The 18,022-nt window shown below is 69.9% G+C and carries 16 protein-coding genes; 3 read left to right on the plus strand and 13 right to left on the minus strand.

Features of this window, described 5'->3' with window-relative positions; all coding sequences use genetic code 11:
- The first annotated feature begins 189 nt into the window (after window positions 1-189).
- Window positions 190-873 carry a pentapeptide repeat-containing protein gene (locus VDQ18_RS03730; RefSeq protein ID WP_323019674.1) on the plus strand — a complete coding sequence of 228 codons (684 nt, stop codon included), beginning with the start codon at window positions 190-192 and terminating at the stop codon, window positions 871-873.
- 6 nt (window positions 874-879) lie between these two features.
- Here the strand turns inward: VDQ18_RS03730 and VDQ18_RS03735 are convergent, their stop codons facing one another.
- From VDQ18_RS03735 to VDQ18_RS03745, 3 genes are all read right to left on the minus strand, one after another.
- Window positions 880-1,677 carry a crotonase/enoyl-CoA hydratase family protein gene (locus VDQ18_RS03735; protein WP_323019675.1) on the minus strand — a complete coding sequence of 266 codons (798 nt, stop codon included), beginning with the start codon at window positions 1,675-1,677 and terminating at the stop codon, window positions 880-882.
- Window positions 1,678-1,750: 73 nt separating this feature from the next.
- Window positions 1,751-2,695: a phosphatidate cytidylyltransferase gene (locus VDQ18_RS03740; RefSeq protein WP_323019676.1), complete on the minus strand. Its 945-nt coding sequence runs from the start codon at window positions 2,693-2,695 to the stop codon at window positions 1,751-1,753.
- Window positions 2,692-3,369 (minus strand): lysophospholipid acyltransferase family protein, encoded by a 678-nt coding sequence (locus VDQ18_RS03745; RefSeq protein ID WP_323019677.1) that lies wholly within the window; start codon window positions 3,367-3,369, stop codon window positions 2,692-2,694. The genes VDQ18_RS03740 and VDQ18_RS03745 overlap by 4 nt, the downstream gene beginning before the upstream one ends.
- 144 nt (window positions 3,370-3,513) lie before the next feature.
- On the opposite strand from VDQ18_RS03745, the gene VDQ18_RS03750 reads away from it, so the two are divergent.
- Entirely contained in the window at window positions 3,514-5,541 is a 2,028-nt protein-coding gene (locus VDQ18_RS03750) for an AsmA family protein (RefSeq protein WP_323019678.1), read from the plus strand.
- A 4-nt stretch (window positions 5,542-5,545) separates the two neighbouring features.
- On the opposite strand, the gene glyA is transcribed toward VDQ18_RS03750, so the two are convergent.
- Window positions 5,546-6,865, minus strand: coding sequence for a serine hydroxymethyltransferase (glyA, locus tag VDQ18_RS03755; protein ID WP_323019679.1), 1,320 nt, complete (start codon window positions 6,863-6,865; stop codon window positions 5,546-5,548).
- Between the two features lie 95 nt (window positions 6,866-6,960).
- Here glyA and VDQ18_RS03760 point away from each other — a divergent pair, with 95 nt between their 5' ends.
- Window positions 6,961-8,079, plus strand: coding sequence for a LysR family transcriptional regulator (locus VDQ18_RS03760; RefSeq protein ID WP_323019680.1), 1,119 nt, complete (start codon window positions 6,961-6,963; stop codon window positions 8,077-8,079).
- Here the strand turns inward: VDQ18_RS03760 and VDQ18_RS03765 are convergent.
- The 9 genes from VDQ18_RS03765 to VDQ18_RS03805 all read right to left on the minus strand — a co-directional run bounded on the left by VDQ18_RS03765 (window position 8,069) and on the right by VDQ18_RS03805 (window position 17,810).
- Window positions 8,069-9,634 (minus strand): FGGY family pentulose kinase, encoded by a 1,566-nt coding sequence (locus VDQ18_RS03765; RefSeq protein ID WP_323019681.1) that lies wholly within the window; start codon window positions 9,632-9,634, stop codon window positions 8,069-8,071. The genes VDQ18_RS03760 and VDQ18_RS03765 overlap by 11 nt on opposite strands.
- A gap of 11 nt (window positions 9,635-9,645) precedes the next feature.
- On the minus strand, window positions 9,646-10,323 hold the full coding sequence (locus tag VDQ18_RS03770; protein WP_323019682.1) for an HAD family hydrolase: 678 nt from the start codon (window positions 10,321-10,323) through the stop codon (window positions 9,646-9,648).
- Window positions 10,324-10,326: 3 nt separating this feature from the next.
- Window positions 10,327-11,799 carry a mannitol dehydrogenase family protein gene (locus VDQ18_RS03775; RefSeq protein ID WP_323019683.1) on the minus strand — a complete coding sequence of 491 codons (1,473 nt, stop codon included), beginning with the start codon at window positions 11,797-11,799 and terminating at the stop codon, window positions 10,327-10,329.
- Between the two features lies 1 nt (window position 11,800).
- Entirely contained in the window at window positions 11,801-12,568 is a 768-nt protein-coding gene (locus tag VDQ18_RS03780; protein ID WP_323019684.1) for an L-iditol 2-dehydrogenase, read from the minus strand.
- Complete coding sequence (locus tag VDQ18_RS03785) at window positions 12,565-13,569, minus strand: ABC transporter ATP-binding protein (RefSeq protein ID WP_323019685.1); 1,005 nt, start codon at window positions 13,567-13,569, stop codon at window positions 12,565-12,567. The genes VDQ18_RS03780 and VDQ18_RS03785 overlap by 4 nt, the downstream gene beginning before the upstream one ends.
- Before the next feature lie 12 nt (window positions 13,570-13,581).
- Window positions 13,582-14,412: a carbohydrate ABC transporter permease gene (locus VDQ18_RS03790; RefSeq protein ID WP_323019686.1), complete on the minus strand. Its 831-nt coding sequence runs from the start codon at window positions 14,410-14,412 to the stop codon at window positions 13,582-13,584.
- Between the two features lie 10 nt (window positions 14,413-14,422).
- Window positions 14,423-15,289: a sugar ABC transporter permease gene (locus VDQ18_RS03795; protein WP_323019687.1), complete on the minus strand. Its 867-nt coding sequence runs from the start codon at window positions 15,287-15,289 to the stop codon at window positions 14,423-14,425.
- A 124-nt stretch (window positions 15,290-15,413) separates the two neighbouring features.
- Complete coding sequence (locus tag VDQ18_RS03800) at window positions 15,414-16,721, minus strand: sugar ABC transporter substrate-binding protein (RefSeq protein WP_323019688.1); 1,308 nt, start codon at window positions 16,719-16,721, stop codon at window positions 15,414-15,416.
- 147 nt (window positions 16,722-16,868) lie between these two features.
- Window positions 16,869-17,810, minus strand: a complete 942-nt coding sequence (locus VDQ18_RS03805; protein ID WP_323019689.1) for a sugar-binding transcriptional regulator — start codon at window positions 17,808-17,810, stop codon at window positions 16,869-16,871.
- Between the last annotated feature and the right edge of the window lie 212 nt (window positions 17,811-18,022).

The raw sequence follows: 18,022 nt of genomic DNA on the forward strand, positions 1-18,022 counted from the left end.
TCGGCAGAGGTTGCCACGGACCCGCCCGCCTGTTAGCCCGGCGCTCCGTTCGCTGCCTCCGCCCTGCGCTGGCCGAACGAGGGCGCGCGTCGCCTGAGACCCCTGGAACCCCCTCAGGCCCCGTTGCCGCCCCGCAGCCCTCGGGCCCGGGGCGTTGCGCCGGGCCGGGACAGCATGGAGCGTGCCTCAATGACGGCTGACACGATACTCGAAGCCAGCACCCCCTCGCGGGACGACCTCGATCACCTGGCGCGCGGGGGCGGGCCGGTGCTGCTGCGCGGCTGCGCGCTGGAGGGGGCGGATCTGAGCGACCTCGACCTCACCGACTGGCGGTTCGAGCGCTGCACCCTGTCCGGCGCGCGCTTCACCGGCGCCCGGCTCGACGGGGTCGCCCTTGTCGGCTGCCGGGGCGCGACGGCGACTTTCGCGGGGGCGATCCTGACCGATTGCCGGGTCGAGGGCGGGGATTTCGGCAACGCCAGCTTTTCGGCCACGACGCTGTCCTCGGTCGCCTTCAAGGGCTGCAAGCTGACGGGGGCGGATTTCACCGGCGCCCGGACGCTGGACGTGAGTTTCGAGGAGGTGATCCTGACGTTGGCCTTGATGCCGAAGTTCTCGTTCCGCAAGGCGCAGCTTCAGGGCGTGACCTTCGCCGAGGCCGATCTGAGGGGCTCGGATTTCCGCGATGCGGTGTTCTCGGGCGCCTCGCTCAGGGACGCCCATATCGCCGATTGCCGGTTCGAGGGCGCGGATCTGCGCGGCGCGGATCTGGGCGGCATCCGGCTGACGGATGCCAGCCGCTTCAAGGGCGCGGTGATTTCCAAGGCGCAGGCGGGCGACTTGCTGGGGCAGCTCGGCCTCATGGTACGCTGAGGTGGGTCAACGGAAGCGGGGCGCCCGTTTCTGCATCCCGGCCATGACCGCCTCCATCTGGTTCTCCGAGCCGATGATCGCCGCCTGCAACCGGGCCTCCAGCGCCAGATGCGCGTCGCCACCGGGCCAGGCGGCACGGACCAGCGCCTTCGCGCCCTGCGCAGCCTCGGGGCTGCGGGCGGCGATGGCTCGGGCGGTGTCGCGCGCGGCCGCCAGCGGGTCGTCGGCCAGACGCGTGACCAGCCCCAGCGCCTGCGCCTCGGGCGCGGGAACCTGCCGGGCGGTGAGGATCAGCTCCAGTGCCTGATCGGCGCGCATCAGGGGCGGCAGCAGTTTCGTCAGCCCCATGTCGGGGATGAGGCCCCAGCGGCTTTCCATGATGGAGAATTGCGCGTCGGGCGCGGCGATGCGGATATCCGCCCCCAGCGCCAGCTGCATCCCGGCGCCGAAGCAGACGCCTTGCACGGCAGCGATCACCGGGACCTTCAGATCCGCCCAGACGGTGCAGGGATGCTGGAAACGGTTCGCGGCCCGCCCGCCGGGAGGCGAGACGATCTCCTGCCGCAGGCTGTCGAGATTGGCGGCGAAACTGCCCAGCGTGGCGATGTCGATCCCGGCGCAGAAGGCCCGGCCCTCGCCACGCAGCACCACGGCGCGCAGGCCCTGTTCCCCGGCCAGCCGGTCGCCCGCCGCGCTGAGCGCGTCGAACATCGCCATGTCGAAGGCGTTCAGCTTGTCGGGGCGGGTGAGCGTGACCTCGGCGATGCCGTCCTCGATGGTCACGCTGACGCGGGTGTCGGCCATGATGTCCTCCGTCGTTTGCCGCAGGCTGGCAGGGCAGGGGCGGCCCGGCAAGGGCGACGCGACGGCAGCGCCCTCAGCCGGTCTGCCACCAGAGCCGGGTCAGGTGGAAGAACGCGGGCGCTGCGAAGATCACGCTGTCGAGCTGGTCCAGAAACCCGCCCTGTCCCGGGATCAGATGCGACCAGTCGCGCAGGCCCCGGTCGCGCTTGATCGCGCTCAGCACCAGATGCCCGACCTGACCGGCCAGCGAGGCGACCGCCGCCATCGCCGCCGCGCCCAGGGGGCCGAAAGGCGTGATCCAGAACAGCACCAGGCCCAGACCCGCCGCCGCCGCCAGACCGCTGGCGGCGCTGCCCCAGGTCTTGCTGGAGAGCCCCGGCACGATGCGCTTCCAGCCTCGGCCGCGGCCGGTGTAGAAGGCCGCCAGATCCCCGGTCTGCACCACCAGCACCAGAAAGGCGATCAGCAGCATGCCGCGCCCCGGCTCCTGATCCGGGCGCTGCAACCACATCAGCGCCGGGATGTGGCTGAGGCAGAAGACGGCGATCATCAGCCCCCATTGGGTTTCCGACACCCGGCTCAGGAAGCGCTCGGTCGAGCCGCGCAGCACCGAGACGAAGGGCAGAAGCAGGAAGACCCCGACCGGGATGAAGACCGCGAAGGCGCGTTGCAGGTCGAAGAACACCAGCAGGAATTGCACCGGCAGGATGATGTAGAAGGCCAGCGCCAGCGACAGGTGGTCGGCCTTGGTCCGCGCCGAATAGGTGTAGAATTCCCGCAAGGCCGCGAAGGAGGCCACGGCGAACAGCAGGATGATCGCCCAACTTCCCGCCAGCATCGCCAGCGTGAACAGGATGAACATCGCCCACCAGCTGTCCACCCGGGTCATGAAGACCTCGACCGCGGTGTCGGGCTGGGGACGGCGCGCCCGCATCCGCTCGCCAAACAGGGTCAGCGCCAGCAGCACCAGCGCCACGGCCAGCGCCAGCAGGGCGATGTCGCGCATCAGGGGGCTCATGGCCGCGTCTCCGGTCTGAGGGCTGCGAGCGCGGCGGCGGCCCGGGTCAGGAAGTCGCGCCGGTCCTCCCCCTCGCGCAGCGCCACCGGCTCGCCGAAGATCACCGAACACATCAGCGGCAGGGGGATGAGTTCGCCCTTCGGCATCACCGAATTGAGGTTGGCGATCCAGGTGGGCACCAGCTCGACCTCGGGCCTTGCGCTGGCGATGTTGTAGAGGCCCGACTTGAAGGGCAGCAGGGGATCGGGCCCCTGATTGCGCTGGCCTTCCGGGAAGATGATGAGCGAGGCGCCTTCGTCCAACGCCTGAAGGATCGCGACCATCGGATCGTCCGTGCGCTCGCCCGCCCGGCGGTCGATCAGCACGGCGCGGAACACCTCGGCCCCGGCGAAGGCGCGCAGCGGGCTTTTCAGCCAGTAATCGGCGGCGGCGACGGGGCGGGTCTTCTGACGCAGGTGATGGGGCAGCACCGACCAGATCATCGGCATGTCGCCGTTCGAGACATGGTTGGCGAAATAGACCCGCTGGCGGGGCGAGGGGCCGACGCCGCGCCAATCGGCATGCACGGCGGTGATGGCGCGGGCGAAGAGCACGATGGCCTGACCCGCGACGCGGGCGGCGAAGCGGCGCCAGGCGGGCAGGCGCGCGGGCTCGGGGGCGGGAACGCTGGTCATGGGCCGCATCATGCGACGCGAGCGCGCCGCTGGGAAGGGGTGGCAAAACCCCGCGCCCGTCGCGGCCGCGTGAACCGCCCCGCCTTGTGCCGGGGCCGCCCTTTGATAACATGGCCTGGTACAGGTCTGCCCGGAGGTTGGAAAATGCGTTGGATCTTCAGGCTGCTGGGGGCACTGCTGGTGCTGGTCATCCTGGCGGTGGGGGCGCTGTTCCTGCTGCCCGCCGACCGCATCGCCAACCTCGCCGCCCGCCAGTTCGAGGCCGCGACCGGCCGGGCGCTGACCATCGACGGCGATGTGACGCCGACCTTCTGGCCGGTGCTGGGCGCGCGGGTCGAGCGGGTGACGCTGGCCAATGTCGCGGGGTCTGACGCAGGCCCGATGCTGGTGGCGGACTCGGTCGATCTGGGCGTCGACCTGTCGCAGCTCATTCAGGGCAATCTGGTGGTCCGCCGGTTCGAGGCCCGCCAGCCGCAGATCGTGCTCGAACGCGACGCCAACGGCGTCGGCAACTGGAACTTCGCCGGGATCGGCGACCAGAACGCGCCGACGGGCGAGGCGGGCACCCGTTCCGCCCTGCCGCCCATCGTGCTGGACCGGGCCCAGATCGAGGGCGCCAGCCTGCGCTACATCGACCGGCAGGCGGGGACCGACGTGACGGTGCAGGGCGTCTCCATCGACCTGTCGATGCCGGAATCGGGCGGCGCCGCAACGCTTCGCATCGCCATCGACCGCAACGGGCAGGAGGCCGAGGTCAACGCCCGCCTCGGCTCGGTCAGCGACCTGCTGGCGGGCGAGGTCGTGGCGGTCAGCGCCTCGATCAGCGCCGAGGGGGCGCAGGGCTCGTTCGAGGGCCGCGCGGGGCTGGAACCCGTGGCGGCCGAGGGGCGGCTCAGCATCGACATCAGCCGCCTTGGCCCGGCGCTGCAACTGGCGGGGGCGGGCGGCGCCGAACCGATCCCCGAGGCTGCGCGGCCGCTGACCCTGGGTGGGCAACTCACGCTCGCGCCCACCGGCAGCCTGCATCTGCGCGAGGGGCTGGTCGGCATCGGCGCGAACCGCCTGCGGCTGGCGCTTGACACGACCTTCGACGGACCGCGGCCCAGCATCGCCGGGCAGATCAGCGCCGACGGGCTGGACCTGACGGGCTTCACCGGCGGCACCAACAGCGGTCCCAGTTCTGGCGCCTCGGGCTGGCCCACCACCCGCATCGACGCCTCGGCGCTGGGGCTGGCCGATGCACAGATCGGCCTGACGCTGGGCCCGGTCAACACCGGCTTCGGCATCATCGACGCGACCCGCGGCTCGCTGACCATCGACCGCGCGCGTGCCGTCCTCGGCCTGAACGAGGTCCGCGCCTTCGACGGCACGCTCTCGGGCGAGCTGGTCGCCAACAACCGCAACGGCCTCTCGGTCGGCGGCACGCTGGCGCTCAGGAACGTGAGCCTGATGGCGCTGCTGCGGCAAGCGCTGGGCTTCGAGCGGCTGACCGGCACCGCCTCGGCCGACCTGCGCTTCCTGGGGGCGGGCCAGTCGGTCGATGCGATCATGCGCTCGCTCGAAGGGCAGGGGACGCTGCAATTCGGTCAGGGCGAGATCCAGGGCATCGACCTGGCGGCGATGTTCAACAACCTCGATCCCTCGGCGCTGGGCGCCGGGTCCTCGACCGTCTACACCAGCATCGGCGCCAGCTTCACCATGGCGGGCGGGGTGCTGTCGAACGAGGATCTGCTGCTTGATGCGCCGCTGTTCGCGGTGCGGGGACGGGGCACTGCGGATATCGGCGGCATGACGCTGAACTACCGCGTCACGCCCGAGGCGATGCGCAATGCCGAGACCGGGCAGGCGCTGCGCGTGCCGCTGCTGATCACCGGCCCCTGGTCCGAGCCGCGTTTCCGGCTGGATCTGGAGGGCATGGCCGAACAGCGCCTGCAAGAGGAACGCGAGCGTCTGGAAGCCCGCGCCCAGCAGGAAATCCAGCGCCTGCAGGACGAGGCCCGCGCCCGCGCCGAGCAGGCGATCACCGAGCGGCTGGGCGGCAGCGTCACCCCGACCGAGGGCCAGACCCCCGGCGAGGCTTTGGGCCAGTCGCTGGAGGATCAGGCGCGCGAAGGTTTGCGGCGGCTCTTGGGCGGCGGCGGATCGCAACCCGCGCCTGCCCCCAGCGAGTGACCCCTCACCGCATGTAATGCAGCCGGTCGAACCGGGCCCGCAAGGCGCGGGTCCGAGGCGCCACAGCCGCCGGATCGTTGCTGCGCAGCGCCTCGGCGACCAGCGCGGCGATTTCGGGGATGTCGGCCGGGGTCACGCCCCAGCGCACCAGCTCCGGAGTGCCGATCCTCAGGCCGTTCAGGTCGCCCTCGACCGGGGCGATGGGCAGGCCGATGCCGCAGGCCAGAAACCCGGCCTTTTCCAAGGTCTTGGACGCCGCCTGTCCACCGCCGAACCCGGCCGCCTCGACCGCGAATTGGTGCGAGGTGGTGAAGCCCTTCTCGGCCGCGAAGACGGGCAGGCCCGCCGCCGCCAGCGCCTCGGCAAAAGCCCGCGCCGTGTCGGCCATGGCCTGTGCATAGGCCCGCCCGTGCTCGCGCCAGTCCAGCAGGCTGATCGCCAGCGCCGCCGATTTCGCCGCGTCGAAATTGGCGGTGAGGCCCGGAAAGGCGATGCGGTCCAGCCTTTCGGCAATCGCCGCGTCGTTGGTGACGATCAGCCCGCCCGCCGGGCCGCCCAGCGACTTGTAGGTGCTCATCGTCATCAGATGCGCGCCCTGCGCCAGCGGATTGGCCCAGACCCCCCCGGCGATGATCCCGCATTGATGCGCCGCGTCGAACAGGACCTTGGCCCCGACCTCGTCGGCAATCGCCCGGATCTGCGGCACGGGATGCGGGAAGAGGTTCAGGGATCCGCCCACGGTGATGATCTTCGGCCGGACCTTCAGCGCCAGTTCCCGCAAAGCCTCAAGATCCACGGTATAGCCGTCGGCATCGACCGGCGCCGGATGCGTGACCAGCCCGTAAAGCCCGGCGCAACCGTCGGCGTGATGCGTCACATGCCCGCCGATGCTGGCGGGCGGCGCGATGATCGCGTCGCCGGGTTTGGCCAGCGCCATGAAGCCATAGAGGTTGGCTAGAGCGCCCGAGGCGACGCGGATCTCGGCGTGGGTCGCGCCGAAGACCTCGGCCGCCAGTTCTGCCGCGATCACCTCGATCTCCTCGATCGCCTGCAGCCCCATTTCGTATTTGTCGCCGGGATAGCCCAGCGAGGGCCGGCTGCCGAGGCCACGGGCCAGTGCCGCCTCGGCCCGCGGGTTCATCACATTGGTCGCGGGGTTCAGGTTGAAGCACTCCTGCTCGTGGATGCGCTGGTTCTGCTGGATCAGCGCCTCGATCCTTGCATCGAGCGCGGCACTGTCCAGCGCGGCGGCGGCCCGGGCGAGCGTCTGGACATGGGCCTCGGCCGCGGCGGGCACCCAGGGGCGGGGGGCGAGATGGGTCATCGGGATCTCCTGTTCTGAGGACAGGATGCGGGGCGCGGGCCTTGCGCGCAAACCGAATTTCCTGTCCCCTGAGGCACAGGAAATTTGAGTCTGAGATGCCGGTCGCCCCACCCCCGCCCCGCCTGCCGCCCCTGCCGCATCTGGCCGCCTTCGAGGCTGCCGTGCGGCTGGGCGGCTATGCCGCGGCGGCGGCGGAACTGGGGGTGACGGCGGGGGCGGTGCGGGCCAAGGTCCGGGCGCTGGAGGGAGCGCTGGGCGTCACGCTGTTTCAGGCGCTGCCGCAGGGGGTGACGCCCACGGCCGAGGCCCGGGATCTGGCCGAGGTCGTGGCGCGGGGCCTTGCCGCACTGGAGCGCGCGATGGCGCCGCTTGGGGATCCGCCCCTGCCGCTGGGCGCGCTCCGCGTCTTCGAGGCGGCGCTGAAATCGGGCGGTTTCGCCAAGGCCGGTGAGGGGCTGGGCCTCAGTCCCGGGGCGGTGGCGGCGCAGGTGCGGCGGGTCGAGGAATGGGCGGGCCGTCCGCTTTTCACCCGTCACGCGCGGGGCGTGACCCCGCAGGCCGAGCCTCTGGCCGTGCTGCCGGGCCTGTCGCGGGCGCTGTCACGCTTCGACGCGCTGGCCATCGGCGCGACGACAGTCCGCATCGCCGCCTTGCCCGCCGTGGCGCAGCTCTGGCTCATGCCGCGCCTGCCCGCGCTGAGGGCCGCGCTGCCCGGCATCGCCGTCTCGGTCACGGCGCTGGAACGCCCGCCCGAGGCCAAGCGCGCACCCTATGATCTGGCGCTGTTCTTCGCCGAAACCGGCGGCAGGCTGCTGGCCGAGGATGCGCTGATCCCGGTCTGCGCCCCCGCTTTGGCCACGGCCCTGCGCAGCCCGGCGGATCTGGCCCGCCTGCCGTGCCTGAGCGATTCCAGCTGGGCGGCGGATTGGCGGGTCTGGACCGCCGTTGCCATGCCCGGCCGCCCGGTGCCGCGCGGGGTGGAGCATTCGCTCTATGCGCTGGCGGTGGCCGAGGCGATGGCGGGCGCGGGCGTGCTGATGGGCCGCACCGCCTTGCTGGCGGGGGCGCTGGCCGAGGGTCGGCTGGTCGCGCCCCTGGGCCCTGCGGTGCCGGTCGCCAGGGGGCTGCGGCTGACGCGGCTCAGGCCCCTGCCGCGCGGTGGCGCGGCGGCGCGGGTGGCGGAATGGCTGGCGGGGCCGGGCCTCAGCCCCTGAGCGCGGCCAGTTCGGCGCGGTGTTCCTGCATCCGCAGCATGACGCGGTAATCGCGGTCATAGGTCTCGCGGCGGGTGGGATCGGGCTCGATGACCGTCGCCAGCCGCGCCATCGCGCGGGCGGCACCGGGCAGGTCGCTGTGCAGGCCCGCGGCGGTGGCGGCGGCGATGGCGGTGCCCAGCAGGACCACATCCTCGGCCTCGGACCGAAGGACCCTCAGCCCCGTCACATCGGCGAAAAGCTGCTGCAGCAGCGGCGGGCGTGCCAGCCCCCCGGCGATGGCGAGGCTCTCGGCGCGACTGCCCGCCGCCTGCAGATGCTCGACGATCTGCCGCACCCCCAGCGCCAGCGCCACGGCGGTCCGCCAATAGAGCGCGGCCAGCCCCTCGGTGCTGCGGTCGAGCGACAGGCCGCTGACCACGCCCCGCGCCGCGGCATCCGACAGGGGCGAGCGGTTGCCGTTGAAATCGGGCAGCACGTCGAGCCCGGCGCCGAAGCCCGGGCCCTGGGCGGCCAGGGCTTCGGCGATCAGGGCCAGCACCGTCGCATGATCGGGGCGGGCGGCGAGCCCGGTCGCGGGCCAGAGGTCCAGCACGTATTCCAGCGCCGCCCCCGCCGCCGATTGCCCGCCCTCCGAGGTCCAGAAGCCGGGCAGCACCGTGTCGCGCGACGGCCCCCAGAGGCCCCGGGCGAAAAGCGGGCGCGGGGTGATCGCCATGATGCAGTTCGAGGTCCCGGCAATCAGCGTCAGGCATTCGCCGGTCGTGGCGGCGGGATGCAGGCCGACCGTGCCCAGCGCCCCCGCATAGGCGTCGATCAGCCCCGCCGCGACCGGCAGGCCGGGCGGCAGGCCCAGCTCGGCAGCGGCCCGGGGCGTGAGGGTGCCGATGGGGCAGTCGACGGGGGCGGCGCAGTCCGGCAATCCGGCGCGGTCCAGCAGATCCTCCAGTCCGATGGCCGCCAGGAAGTCCCGCTGCCAGCCGCCGTGATCGGGCAGATAGGGCCATTTCGCCGCCAGCGCGCAGGCCGAGGCAGCGGTTGCCCCCGTTGCCCGCGCCGTCAGGTCGTCGGCGAGATCCCGGGCATAGCCCAGCCGTGACCACAGCTCCGGGCGCTGCGCCTTCAGCCACATCAGCTTGGGCGTCTGCATCTCGGGCGACATGGTGCCGCCCAGATGGTCGATCAGCCGGTGGCGGGTTTCGGTGCAGGCCTGCGCCTCGGCCTCGGCCCGGTGGTCGTACCAGGCGATGGTGTCGCGCCCGCCACCGAGGTCCAGCGGCGCGTCGGTCCGGTCGCGCAGGACCAGCGAACAGGTCGCATCGAAGCCGAGCCCGGCGATCTCGGCGGGCGCCACGCCCGACCCCGCGACCGCCGCCTGCACCGCGCTGCATACCGCCGCCCAGATCTGGTCCGAGGCGTATTCGGCCCGCGCGCCCGGCCCGTCGGTCAGCGCCAGCGGCACCACGGCACGCGCCAGCATCGCGCCCGAGGTGTCGAAAACCCCCGCGCGCGCACTCCGCGTCCCGACATCGACCGCCACCAGATACGCCGGCATAGCCTCCACTTTCAGGCGGCACCCCGGATCAGCCCGGGCAAGTCCGCCATGTCCGCGATGATGGCCATCGGCGCGAGATTTTCAACCGCCGCGCGCAACGAGGCGGGTCCTGCATGCGATCCGCCGGTAAAGGCGATGGCCCGCATCCCCGCGGCTTCGGCGGCCTGCAGCCCGGCCGGGCTGTCCTCGACCACCAGACAGGCGGCGGGATCGGCGCCCATGCTGCGGGCGGCCAGCAGGAACAGATCCGGCGCCGGCTTGCCGTTCGCGACCATCGTGGCGCTGAAGATATGCGGCTCGAAAAGCGGCAGCAGCCCGGTGACCCCCAGCGACAGCCGGATCCGGTCGGGCTGGCTGGAGGAGGCCACGCAGACCGGCAGGTCCAGCGCCTGCACGGCCTCGGCCACGCCCTGCACCGGCTGCAATTCGGCCTCGAACCGGGCCAGCAGGCGGCGGCGCATCTCGGCCAGCAGGGGATCGGTCAGCGTGACGCCCCGCTCGCGCGCCAGCCAGTCGCGCACGCTGCCCAGCGACTTGCCGAGGAAATGCGCGTAGCCTTCCTCGGGGGTCAGCGGGCAGCCCGCCTCGGTCAACAGCCCCAGCATGACCTCCAGCGAGATCGTCTCGCTGTCGACCAGCACGCCATCGCAATCGAAGATCACGAGGGCGGGGTGGGGCCAGCTCACCATGCCTCAGCCCTGCTCAAGATAGCGGGTGAGGGTGGCGGCGGTGCCGTCGCGCCAGAGCGCGTTCAGCCAATGGGCGAAGCGGGCGGCGAACCCGGGATGTTCGGCCAGATCGCCATAGATCGCGTCCTGCTCCAGCCAGGCCTGCGGGCGGCGGCGTGCCTGTTCGGCGACCGGGACCAGCCGGTCCCAGTTCGGGTCATTGGGCTCGATGATCTTGCCGCTGTCCGTCACACCGGCACAATAGCGCGCCCAGAGCGCGCATTCCAGCGCCAGCCCGTTGAAGCCGCCGCCCGAGGCCAGCGCGTCGCGCAGCGTCGGGATGATGAATTTCGGCTGCCGGTTCGAGCCGTCGAGGCAGAGCCGCCGGATCGTATCGCCGATCTTGGGGTTGGAAAACCGCCGCTCGATCAGGTCCAGATAGCCGGGCAGGTCGGTATCGGGAACCGGCGGCACCTGCGGCAGGATCTCGGTCTCCTCGATCTTCCTCAGGAAGCCGCGCACCAGAGGATGCACCATCGCCTCGTGCACGAAATGGATGTCCATCAGCCCGGCCGGATAGGCGATGACCGCGTGGCCGCCGTTGAGGATGCGCAGTTTCATCAGCTCGAAGGGCGCCACATCGGCCACGAATTGCGCGCCGACCGCGTCGAAAGCCGGGCGGCCGAGGGGGAAGTGATCCTCCAGCACCCATTGCGTATAGCCCTCGCAGAACACCGGCCAGCCATCCGCCACGCCGAAGTCCTGGGCCAGAAGTGCGCGTTCGCGGTCGGTGGTGGCGGGGGTGATGCGGTCGACCATGGCGTTGGGGAAGGCCACGTTGGCGGCGATCCACTCGGCGAATTCGGGGTCCGACAGACGGGCGAGGCCGCAGAGCGCGTTCTTCGTCACCACCCCGTTATGGGGGATGTTGTCGCAGCACATGACGGTGAAGGGCAGGATGCCCGCATCGCGGCGGGCCTTCAGCGCGACCAGCATCATCCCGAAGGCGGTTTTCGGCGCGCCGGGGCTGGCGGCATCGGCGCGGATCGCGGGATGGGTCGGATCGAAGCGGTCCTTGGCGTCGAGAAAATAGCCGCCCTCGGTGATGGTCAGCGAGACGATGCGGATATCGGGCTGGCTCATCCGTGCGATGATCGCGGGGGCATCGGCGGGGGGGAGGTAGTCGATCATCGAGCCCAGCACCCGGGCCTCGGAATGATCGGCCTCCTGCTCGACCAGCGTGGTCAGCCAGTCCTGCGCCTGCAGGATGTCGCGGCCCTTGCGCTCGCCCTCGAAGACGCCGGCGCCGACCAGCGCCCAGTCCAGCGACTGGCCCCGGTTGAACAGCCGGTCCAGATACATCGCCTGATGCGCCCGGTGGAAGTTGCCGACGCCGAAATGCAGGATCCCGGCCGAAAGGCTGTCCCGCGCATAGCCGGGTTTCGCCACGGTCGCGGGCAGGGAGGCGAGGGTTGCAAGGGAGAGGGGCGTGGCCATGTCAGCTCATCCAGTTCCCGCCGTCGACGTTATAGGTCTGGGCGACGATGTAATCGGCCTCAGGTGAGGCCAGGAATATGGCCATGCCGGTCAGGTCCTCGGCGCGGCCCATGCGGCCGAAGGGGACGGCGGCGCCGACCTCGGCCTTCTTCTGGCCGGGCGCCTTGCCCTCGTACTTGGCGAAAAAGGCGTCGACCCCGTCCCAATGCTCGCCCTCGACCACGCCGGGGGCGATGGCGTTGACGTTGATGCCGTGGGCGATCAGGTTCAGCCCGGCCGATTGCGTCAGGCTGATGACCGCGGCCTTGGAGGCGCAATAGACCGCGACCAGCGACTCGCCCCGGCGGCCCGCCTGCGAGGCCATGTTGATGATCTTGCCGCCGGTGCCTTGCGCGATCATCTGCCGGGCGACGGCCTGCATGGTGAACAGCACCCCCGCCACGTTGACCGAGAAAACCCGGTCGTAATCGGCCCGCGTGATCTCGACCAGCGGCGCGGCGGTGAAGAGGGCGGCGTTGTTCACCAGAATGTCGACGCCGCCCATCTGCGCCACGGCGCCCGCCACGGCGGCGTCGATGCTCTCCTGCCGCGTCACGTCCATCTGGACCGCTCGCGCGCCGATCTCCTGCGCGGCGGCCTCGGCCCGGGGCAGGTCGATATCGGCGATGGTCACCTCGGCGCCTTCCGCCCGATAGGCCCGCGCGAGGGCCAGCCCGATTCCCCGGGCGGCGCCGGTGATCAGCGCGCGTTTCCCGTCGAGCCGTCTCATGGCAGGCGCAGCCCCTCGGCGTCGAAACGGTGGATCTGGCTGGCGTCGGGCGTCAGATGGATCGTGTCGCCGTAATGCAGATCGACCTCGCCCCCGGCGCGGATCGTCAGGGGATCGGCGAAACCGGGAACGGTCACATGGAAGAACGTGTCCGAGCCGAGGTGTTCCGAGACGCCGATCGTCCCGGTCCAGGTGCCGCCCTCGGCCGAGATCTGGAAATGCTCGGGCCGCACGCCGATGGTGTGGGCGCCGTGTTTCTCGGCCTCGGCCCCTTCGATCAGGTTCATCTTCGGCGAGCCGATGAAGCCCGCGACGAAGGTGTTGCGCGGGGTGCGGTAGAGTTCCAGCGGCGAGCCCACCTGCTCGATATGCCCGGCCCGCAGCACGACGATCTTGTCGGCCATGGTCATGGCCTCGACCTGATCGTGGGTCACATAGATCATCGTCGTGGCGAGGCGCTTGTGCAGTTCGCTGATCTCCAGCCGCATGCCGACCCTGAGCGCCGCATCGAGGTTCGAGAGCGGCTCGTCGAAGAGGAACGCGGAGGGCTCGCGCACGATGGCGCGTCCGATGGCGACGCGCTGGCGCTGGCCGCCGGACAGCTGCCCCGGGCGCCGGTCGATATAGGACGACAGGTTCAGCACCTTCGCCGCGCCATCGACCCGGCGGTCGATCTCGGCCTTGTCCATGCCCGCCATCTTCAGCGGGAAGGCGATGTTCTTGCGCACCGTCATATGCGGGTAGAGCGCATAGGACTGGAACACCATCGCCAGCCCGCGCTTCGCGGGCGAGAGATGCGTGGCATCCGTCCCGTCGATGCGGATCTCGCCGCCCGACACATCCTCAAGCCCCGCGATCAGCCGCAGAAGTGTGGATTTCCCGCAGCCCGAGGGGCCGACGAAAACCACGAATTCCCCATCCTCGATGCGCAGGTCCAGGGGCGGGATGACCTCGACATCGCCGAAGGCCTTGCGCACTTTATCAAGCGTGATGCGTCCCATGAATTCAGTCCCTTACTTGACGGCGCCGAAGGTGAGGCCGCGCACGAGTTGCTTCTGGCTGAACCAGCCCATGATGAGGATCGGCGCGATGGCCATGGTCGAGGCGGCGCTGAGCTTGGCGTAGAACAGGCCCTCGGGGCTGGAATAGCTGGCGATGAAGGCCGTCAGCGGCGCCGCGTTGACCGTGGTCAGGGTGAGGGTCCAGAAGGCCTCGTTCCACGCCAGGATGATGTTCAGCAGCACGGTCGAGGCGATGCCGGGAATGGCCATCGGCGTGAGCACATAGAGGATCTCGTCCTTCAGCGTTGCGCCATCCATTCGCGCGGCTTCCAGGATCTCGCCCGGGATCTCGCGGAAATAGGTGTAGAGCATCCAGATGATGATCGGCAGGTTGATCAGCATCAGGATGAAGATCAGCGCGATCTTGCTGTCCAGAAGGCCCAGCTGGATCAGGATCAGCCGGATCGGGTAGAGCACGCCCACCGCGGGCAGCATCTTGGTCGAGAGCATCCACAGGAGGATGTCCTTGGTGCGCCTTGCCGGCACGAAGGCCATGGACCAGGCCGCGGGGACGGCGATCAGGATACCCAGGAACGTGGACCCCAGCGCCAGCGCCACCGAATTCCACAGATAGCGCATGTAATCCGAGCGCTCCTGCACCACGCGGTAATTCTCCAGCGTCCAGTCGAAGTTGAAGAACACCGGCGGGTCGGCGATGGCGGTGGCCTCGGTCTTGAACGAGGTCAGGATCGTCCAGAGGATCGGGAAGAAGATCATCAGCCCGATGCCCCAGGCGAGGGCGGTGAAGACGATCTTGCGTTGCGTGGTGACGGCGCGGGCCATGATCTGCTCCTTACGCGTCGAGGTTCTTGCCGACGACGCGCATCAGGATCGCGGCGACGATATTGGCGAGGATCACGGCGATGATGCCGCCCGCGGAACCAAGCCCCACGTTCTGGCTTTCGATCACGCGCTGATAGACGAGGTAGGTGAGCGTGCGGGTGCCGAAGGCGCCGCCGGTGGTGACGAAGATCTCGGCGAAGATCGACAGCAGGAAGATCGTCTGGATCAGCACCACGACGGTGATCGAGCGGGCGAGGTGCGGCAGGGTGATGTAGCCAAAGCGCGCGAAGGGCCCGGCGCCGTCCATTTCGGCCGCCTCGAGCTGTTCGCTGTCCAGCGACTGGATCGCGGTCAGCAGGATCAGCGTGGCGAAGGGCAGCCATTGCCAGCTGACAATCAGGATGATCGAGAAAAGCGGGAACTGGCTCAGCCAGTCGACGGGTTGCAAGCCCAATCCCTTGAAGAGATGCGCGAAAAGCCCGTTGACCGGGTTCATGAACATGTTCTTCCAGACCAGCGCCGAGACGGTGGGCATGACGAAGAAGGGCGCGATGACCAGGATGCGGACGATCCCCTGACCCCAGATCGGCTGATCGAGCAGAATCGCGAGCCCGATGCCGCCCACGACGGTGATCAGCAGCACCCCGCCCAAGAGTTGCAGCGTGGTGAGGATGCTGTCCCAGAAGGCCGAGGAACTGACGAAACGGACGTAATTCCCCAGCCCCTCGCAGCAGTCGAAGGTCCCGCGCAGAGGCCGGTAATCGAGGGTGGAGAACCACAGCGTCAGGATCAGCGGCACCAGCATCCACACGAGAAGCAGGAAGACCGCCGGGGCCATCATGGCGCGGGCCGCGGATCGGGAATGCTGGGTGGCCATCGGAACCCTCGGGCTGGGGCGGGGGAGGGTGGCGCGCAGCCCGGGGGCTGCGCGCCCTGTCAGCGGAGGAGGAACCCCGGACCGGCGGTTGGGAACCTGTCCGGGTCGGCTGGTCGCCCCGGGCTCAGTAGCCCGCGGCTTCCATTTCTTCGGTCGCCAGCGACTGGGCCTGCGACAGGGCGTCTTCGGCCGACATCTGCCCGGCAAGCGCGGCCGAGAAGAGCTGGCCCACTTCGGTCGCGAGACCCGCGAATTCCGGGATGGCGACGAATTGTACGCCCGTATAGGGGACCGGATCGACCGAGGGGCTGGTGGGATCGGCGGATTCCATCGACCGCAGGGTCATTTCCGCGAAGGGCGCGGCGGCCAGATATTCCTCGTTTTGATAGAGCGAGGTCCGCGTGCCGGGCGGCACGTTGGCCCAGCCCTCTTCCGCGGCCACGAGTTCGGTATAGGCCGACGAGGTCGCCCAGGCGATGAAGGTCTTCGCCGCTTCCTGCGCATCGGACGAGGCCGGGATGCCCAGCGACCAGGCCCAGAGCCAGTTGCCGCGACGGCCGAGCCCGTTGTCGGGCGCCAGCGCGAAGCCGACGTGATCGGCGACCTGGCTGTCGGTCGGGTTGGTCACGAACGAGGCCGCGACCGTGGCGTCGATCCACATGCCGCATTTGCCGGTCTGGAACAGGGCGAGGTTCTCGTTGAAGCCGTTGTTCGAGGCGCCGGGCGGGCCGTAATTGGTCATCAGATCCAGATAGAAGGTCAGCGTGTTCGACCAGGCTTCGGTGTCGAACTGCGGCCGCCAGTCCATGTCGAACCAGCGCGCGCCGAAGGAATTGGCCATGGCGCTGAGGAAGGCCATGTTCTCGCCCCAGCCGGCCTTGCCGCGCAGGCAGATGCCATAGACCTCGTTGTCACGGTCGGTCATGGCGGCGGCGGCTTCGCGGATGAACTCCCAGGTGGGCGCCTCGGGCATCTCCAGCCCCGCCGCTTCCATCAGGTCGGTGCGGTACATGACCATCGAGCTTTCGCCGTAGAAGGGCGAGGCATAGAGATGCCCGTCCACCGTCAGACCGCCGCGCACCGCGGGCAGCAGGTCGTCGACGTTGTACTCCTCGCCCATGTCGTCCAGCGCCACCAGCCAGCCGTTCGCGCCCCAGATCGGAACCTCGTAGGTGCCGATGGTGATCACGTCATACTGCCCGCCGCCGGTGGCGATGTCGGTCGTCACGTTCTGGCGCAGGACGTTCTCTTCCAGCGTCACCCATTCGACGGTGATGTCGGGGTGCATGTCGGTGAAATGGCTGGTCAGCCCTTGCATGCGGATCATGTCGCCGTTGTTCACGGTGGCGATGGTGATCGTCTCGGCCTGGGCCGCGAGCGCGACAGCCGTCAGCGCCGTCGCACCCATCAGGGCGCGCAGGGTATAGGTCATGGTATCCTCCCAAGATGAGCAAATGCTAAGCTCTTGGGCAAATTCTCACACGATCGCGTGAAAGGTCAACTGATTTCTGGCCCCGGCGCCGAGGGGCGGGGGCAGGTCTTTGGGATTGTTTGGAAAATTCAGGGCAGGGTGGCGCGGTCAGGCTGTTAGCGCCAACGCCGTATCCTCGTCGGTCACCAGGCCGGTGATCAGCTTGCCGGTCAGGGCGGCTCGAATCGCCGGGATCTTGGCGGGGCCATTGGCGGCGGCGATGGTGGGGCGCTCGGGCGCGGGGCTCAGCAGGGCGGAGCTGACGCGCTGGTTCACCTCATCCTCCAGCAGGCGGCCGTCGCGGTCGAAGACATAGCCGATGATCTCGCCCACCGCGCCCTTGGCGGTCAGGCGCTGCTGATCCTCGGGCGTCAGGAACCCGTCGATGACCAGCGGCGCGTCGGGCGCCATGGTGCCGACGCCGACGAAGCGCACATCGGTCCGGGCCGAGAGGCCGCGCGCGGTTTCCAGCGTCTTCTGTCCCAGCAGCGCGGCGCGTTCCTCGGCCGAGGCGGTGATCACCGGCAGCGGCAGCGGGTAGGTGGTGGCGCTCACCTTGTCGGCGATGGTGAAGAGCACGTTGTAATAGGCGGTCGAGCCATCGGGCGAGATGGTGCCGGTCAGCGACACGATCCGGTGCTGCGCGCAATCGAGATGCGGCAGATGCTCGACCGCCGCCCTGAGCGTCCGCCCGGTGCCGAGGCCGATGACCAGCGGCTCGGGCTGGGTCAGGAAACGTTCGATCAGATCGCCCGTTGCCTGCGACACCGCCAGGCCGGAGGAGGCGGGCGTGTCGAGGGACGGTACCACCTCGCAGAGCGTCAGCCCGTAGCGGGCCTTCAGATCGCGGGCCAGTTCCATGCAGCGGGCGATGGGATGGTCGATGCGCACCTTGACCAGCCCCGCCGCCAGCGCCTGCGAAACCAGCCGCTGCGCCGATTGCCGGGATATGCCCATGATCTGCGCGATCTCATCCTGCTTGCAGCCGCCGATATAGGCCAGCCAGGCGGCCCGCGCCGCGTCGTCGTGCTTGCGTTCGCCTGTCGTCATCATTGCCCCCGTTTGCGCGGCCATGGTGGTCGCCCCGGCCGGGTTTGGCAAGGCGACGGGCTGGCGCTTGGCCCGTAGGATGGGCAATATTGCCCATCCTACGAGGAGGGAACCGATGACCGACCTGCCCAAGAACCATTTCAAGGCGGCGCTCGCCGCGATGCAGGTGCAGCGCGGCCTGTGGTGCCAGATCACCGACCCGCTGGTGGCCG

This window comes from Pararhodobacter sp. (genome assembly GCF_034676075.1).
Taxonomy (GTDB): Bacteria; Pseudomonadota; Alphaproteobacteria; order Rhodobacterales; family Rhodobacteraceae; genus Pararhodobacter.

Excerpts from the sequence above, each read along its gene's own strand:
- VDQ18_RS03745 (WP_323019677.1), bottom strand. The coding sequence starts at position 3,369 with ATGACCAGCGTTCCCGCCCCCGAGCCCGCGCGCCTGCCCGCCTGGCGC.
- VDQ18_RS03780 (WP_323019684.1), bottom strand. The coding sequence starts at position 12,568 with ATGAGACGGCTCGACGGGAAACGCGCGCTGATCACCGGCGCCGCCCGG.
- VDQ18_RS03750 (WP_323019678.1), top strand. The coding sequence starts at position 3,514 with ATGCGTTGGATCTTCAGGCTGCTGGGGGCACTGCTGGTGCTGGTCATC.
- VDQ18_RS03805 (WP_323019689.1), bottom strand. The coding sequence starts at position 17,810 with ATGACGACAGGCGAACGCAAGCACGACGACGCGGCGCGGGCCGCCTGG.
- VDQ18_RS03735 (WP_323019675.1), bottom strand. The coding sequence starts at position 1,677 with ATGGCCGACACCCGCGTCAGCGTGACCATCGAGGACGGCATCGCCGAG.
- glyA (WP_323019679.1), bottom strand. The coding sequence starts at position 6,865 with ATGACCCATCTCGCCCCCCGCCCCTGGGTGCCCGCCGCGGCCGAGGCC.
- VDQ18_RS03790 (WP_323019686.1), bottom strand. The coding sequence starts at position 14,412 with ATGGCCCGCGCCGTCACCACGCAACGCAAGATCGTCTTCACCGCCCTC.
- VDQ18_RS03785 (WP_323019685.1), bottom strand. The coding sequence starts at position 13,569 with ATGGGACGCATCACGCTTGATAAAGTGCGCAAGGCCTTCGGCGATGTC.
- VDQ18_RS03740 (WP_323019676.1), bottom strand. The coding sequence starts at position 2,695 with ATGAGCCCCCTGATGCGCGACATCGCCCTGCTGGCGCTGGCCGTGGCG.
- VDQ18_RS03795 (WP_323019687.1), bottom strand. The coding sequence starts at position 15,289 with ATGGCCACCCAGCATTCCCGATCCGCGGCCCGCGCCATGATGGCCCCG.
- VDQ18_RS03800 (WP_323019688.1), bottom strand. The coding sequence starts at position 16,721 with ATGACCTATACCCTGCGCGCCCTGATGGGTGCGACGGCGCTGACGGCT.
- VDQ18_RS03730 (WP_323019674.1), top strand. The coding sequence starts at position 190 with ATGACGGCTGACACGATACTCGAAGCCAGCACCCCCTCGCGGGACGAC.
- VDQ18_RS03770 (WP_323019682.1), bottom strand. The coding sequence starts at position 10,323 with ATGGTGAGCTGGCCCCACCCCGCCCTCGTGATCTTCGATTGCGATGGC.
- VDQ18_RS03775 (WP_323019683.1), bottom strand. The coding sequence starts at position 11,799 with ATGGCCACGCCCCTCTCCCTTGCAACCCTCGCCTCCCTGCCCGCGACC.
- VDQ18_RS03760 (WP_323019680.1), top strand. The coding sequence starts at position 6,961 with ATGCCGGTCGCCCCACCCCCGCCCCGCCTGCCGCCCCTGCCGCATCTG.
- VDQ18_RS03765 (WP_323019681.1), bottom strand. The coding sequence starts at position 9,634 with ATGCCGGCGTATCTGGTGGCGGTCGATGTCGGGACGCGGAGTGCGCGC.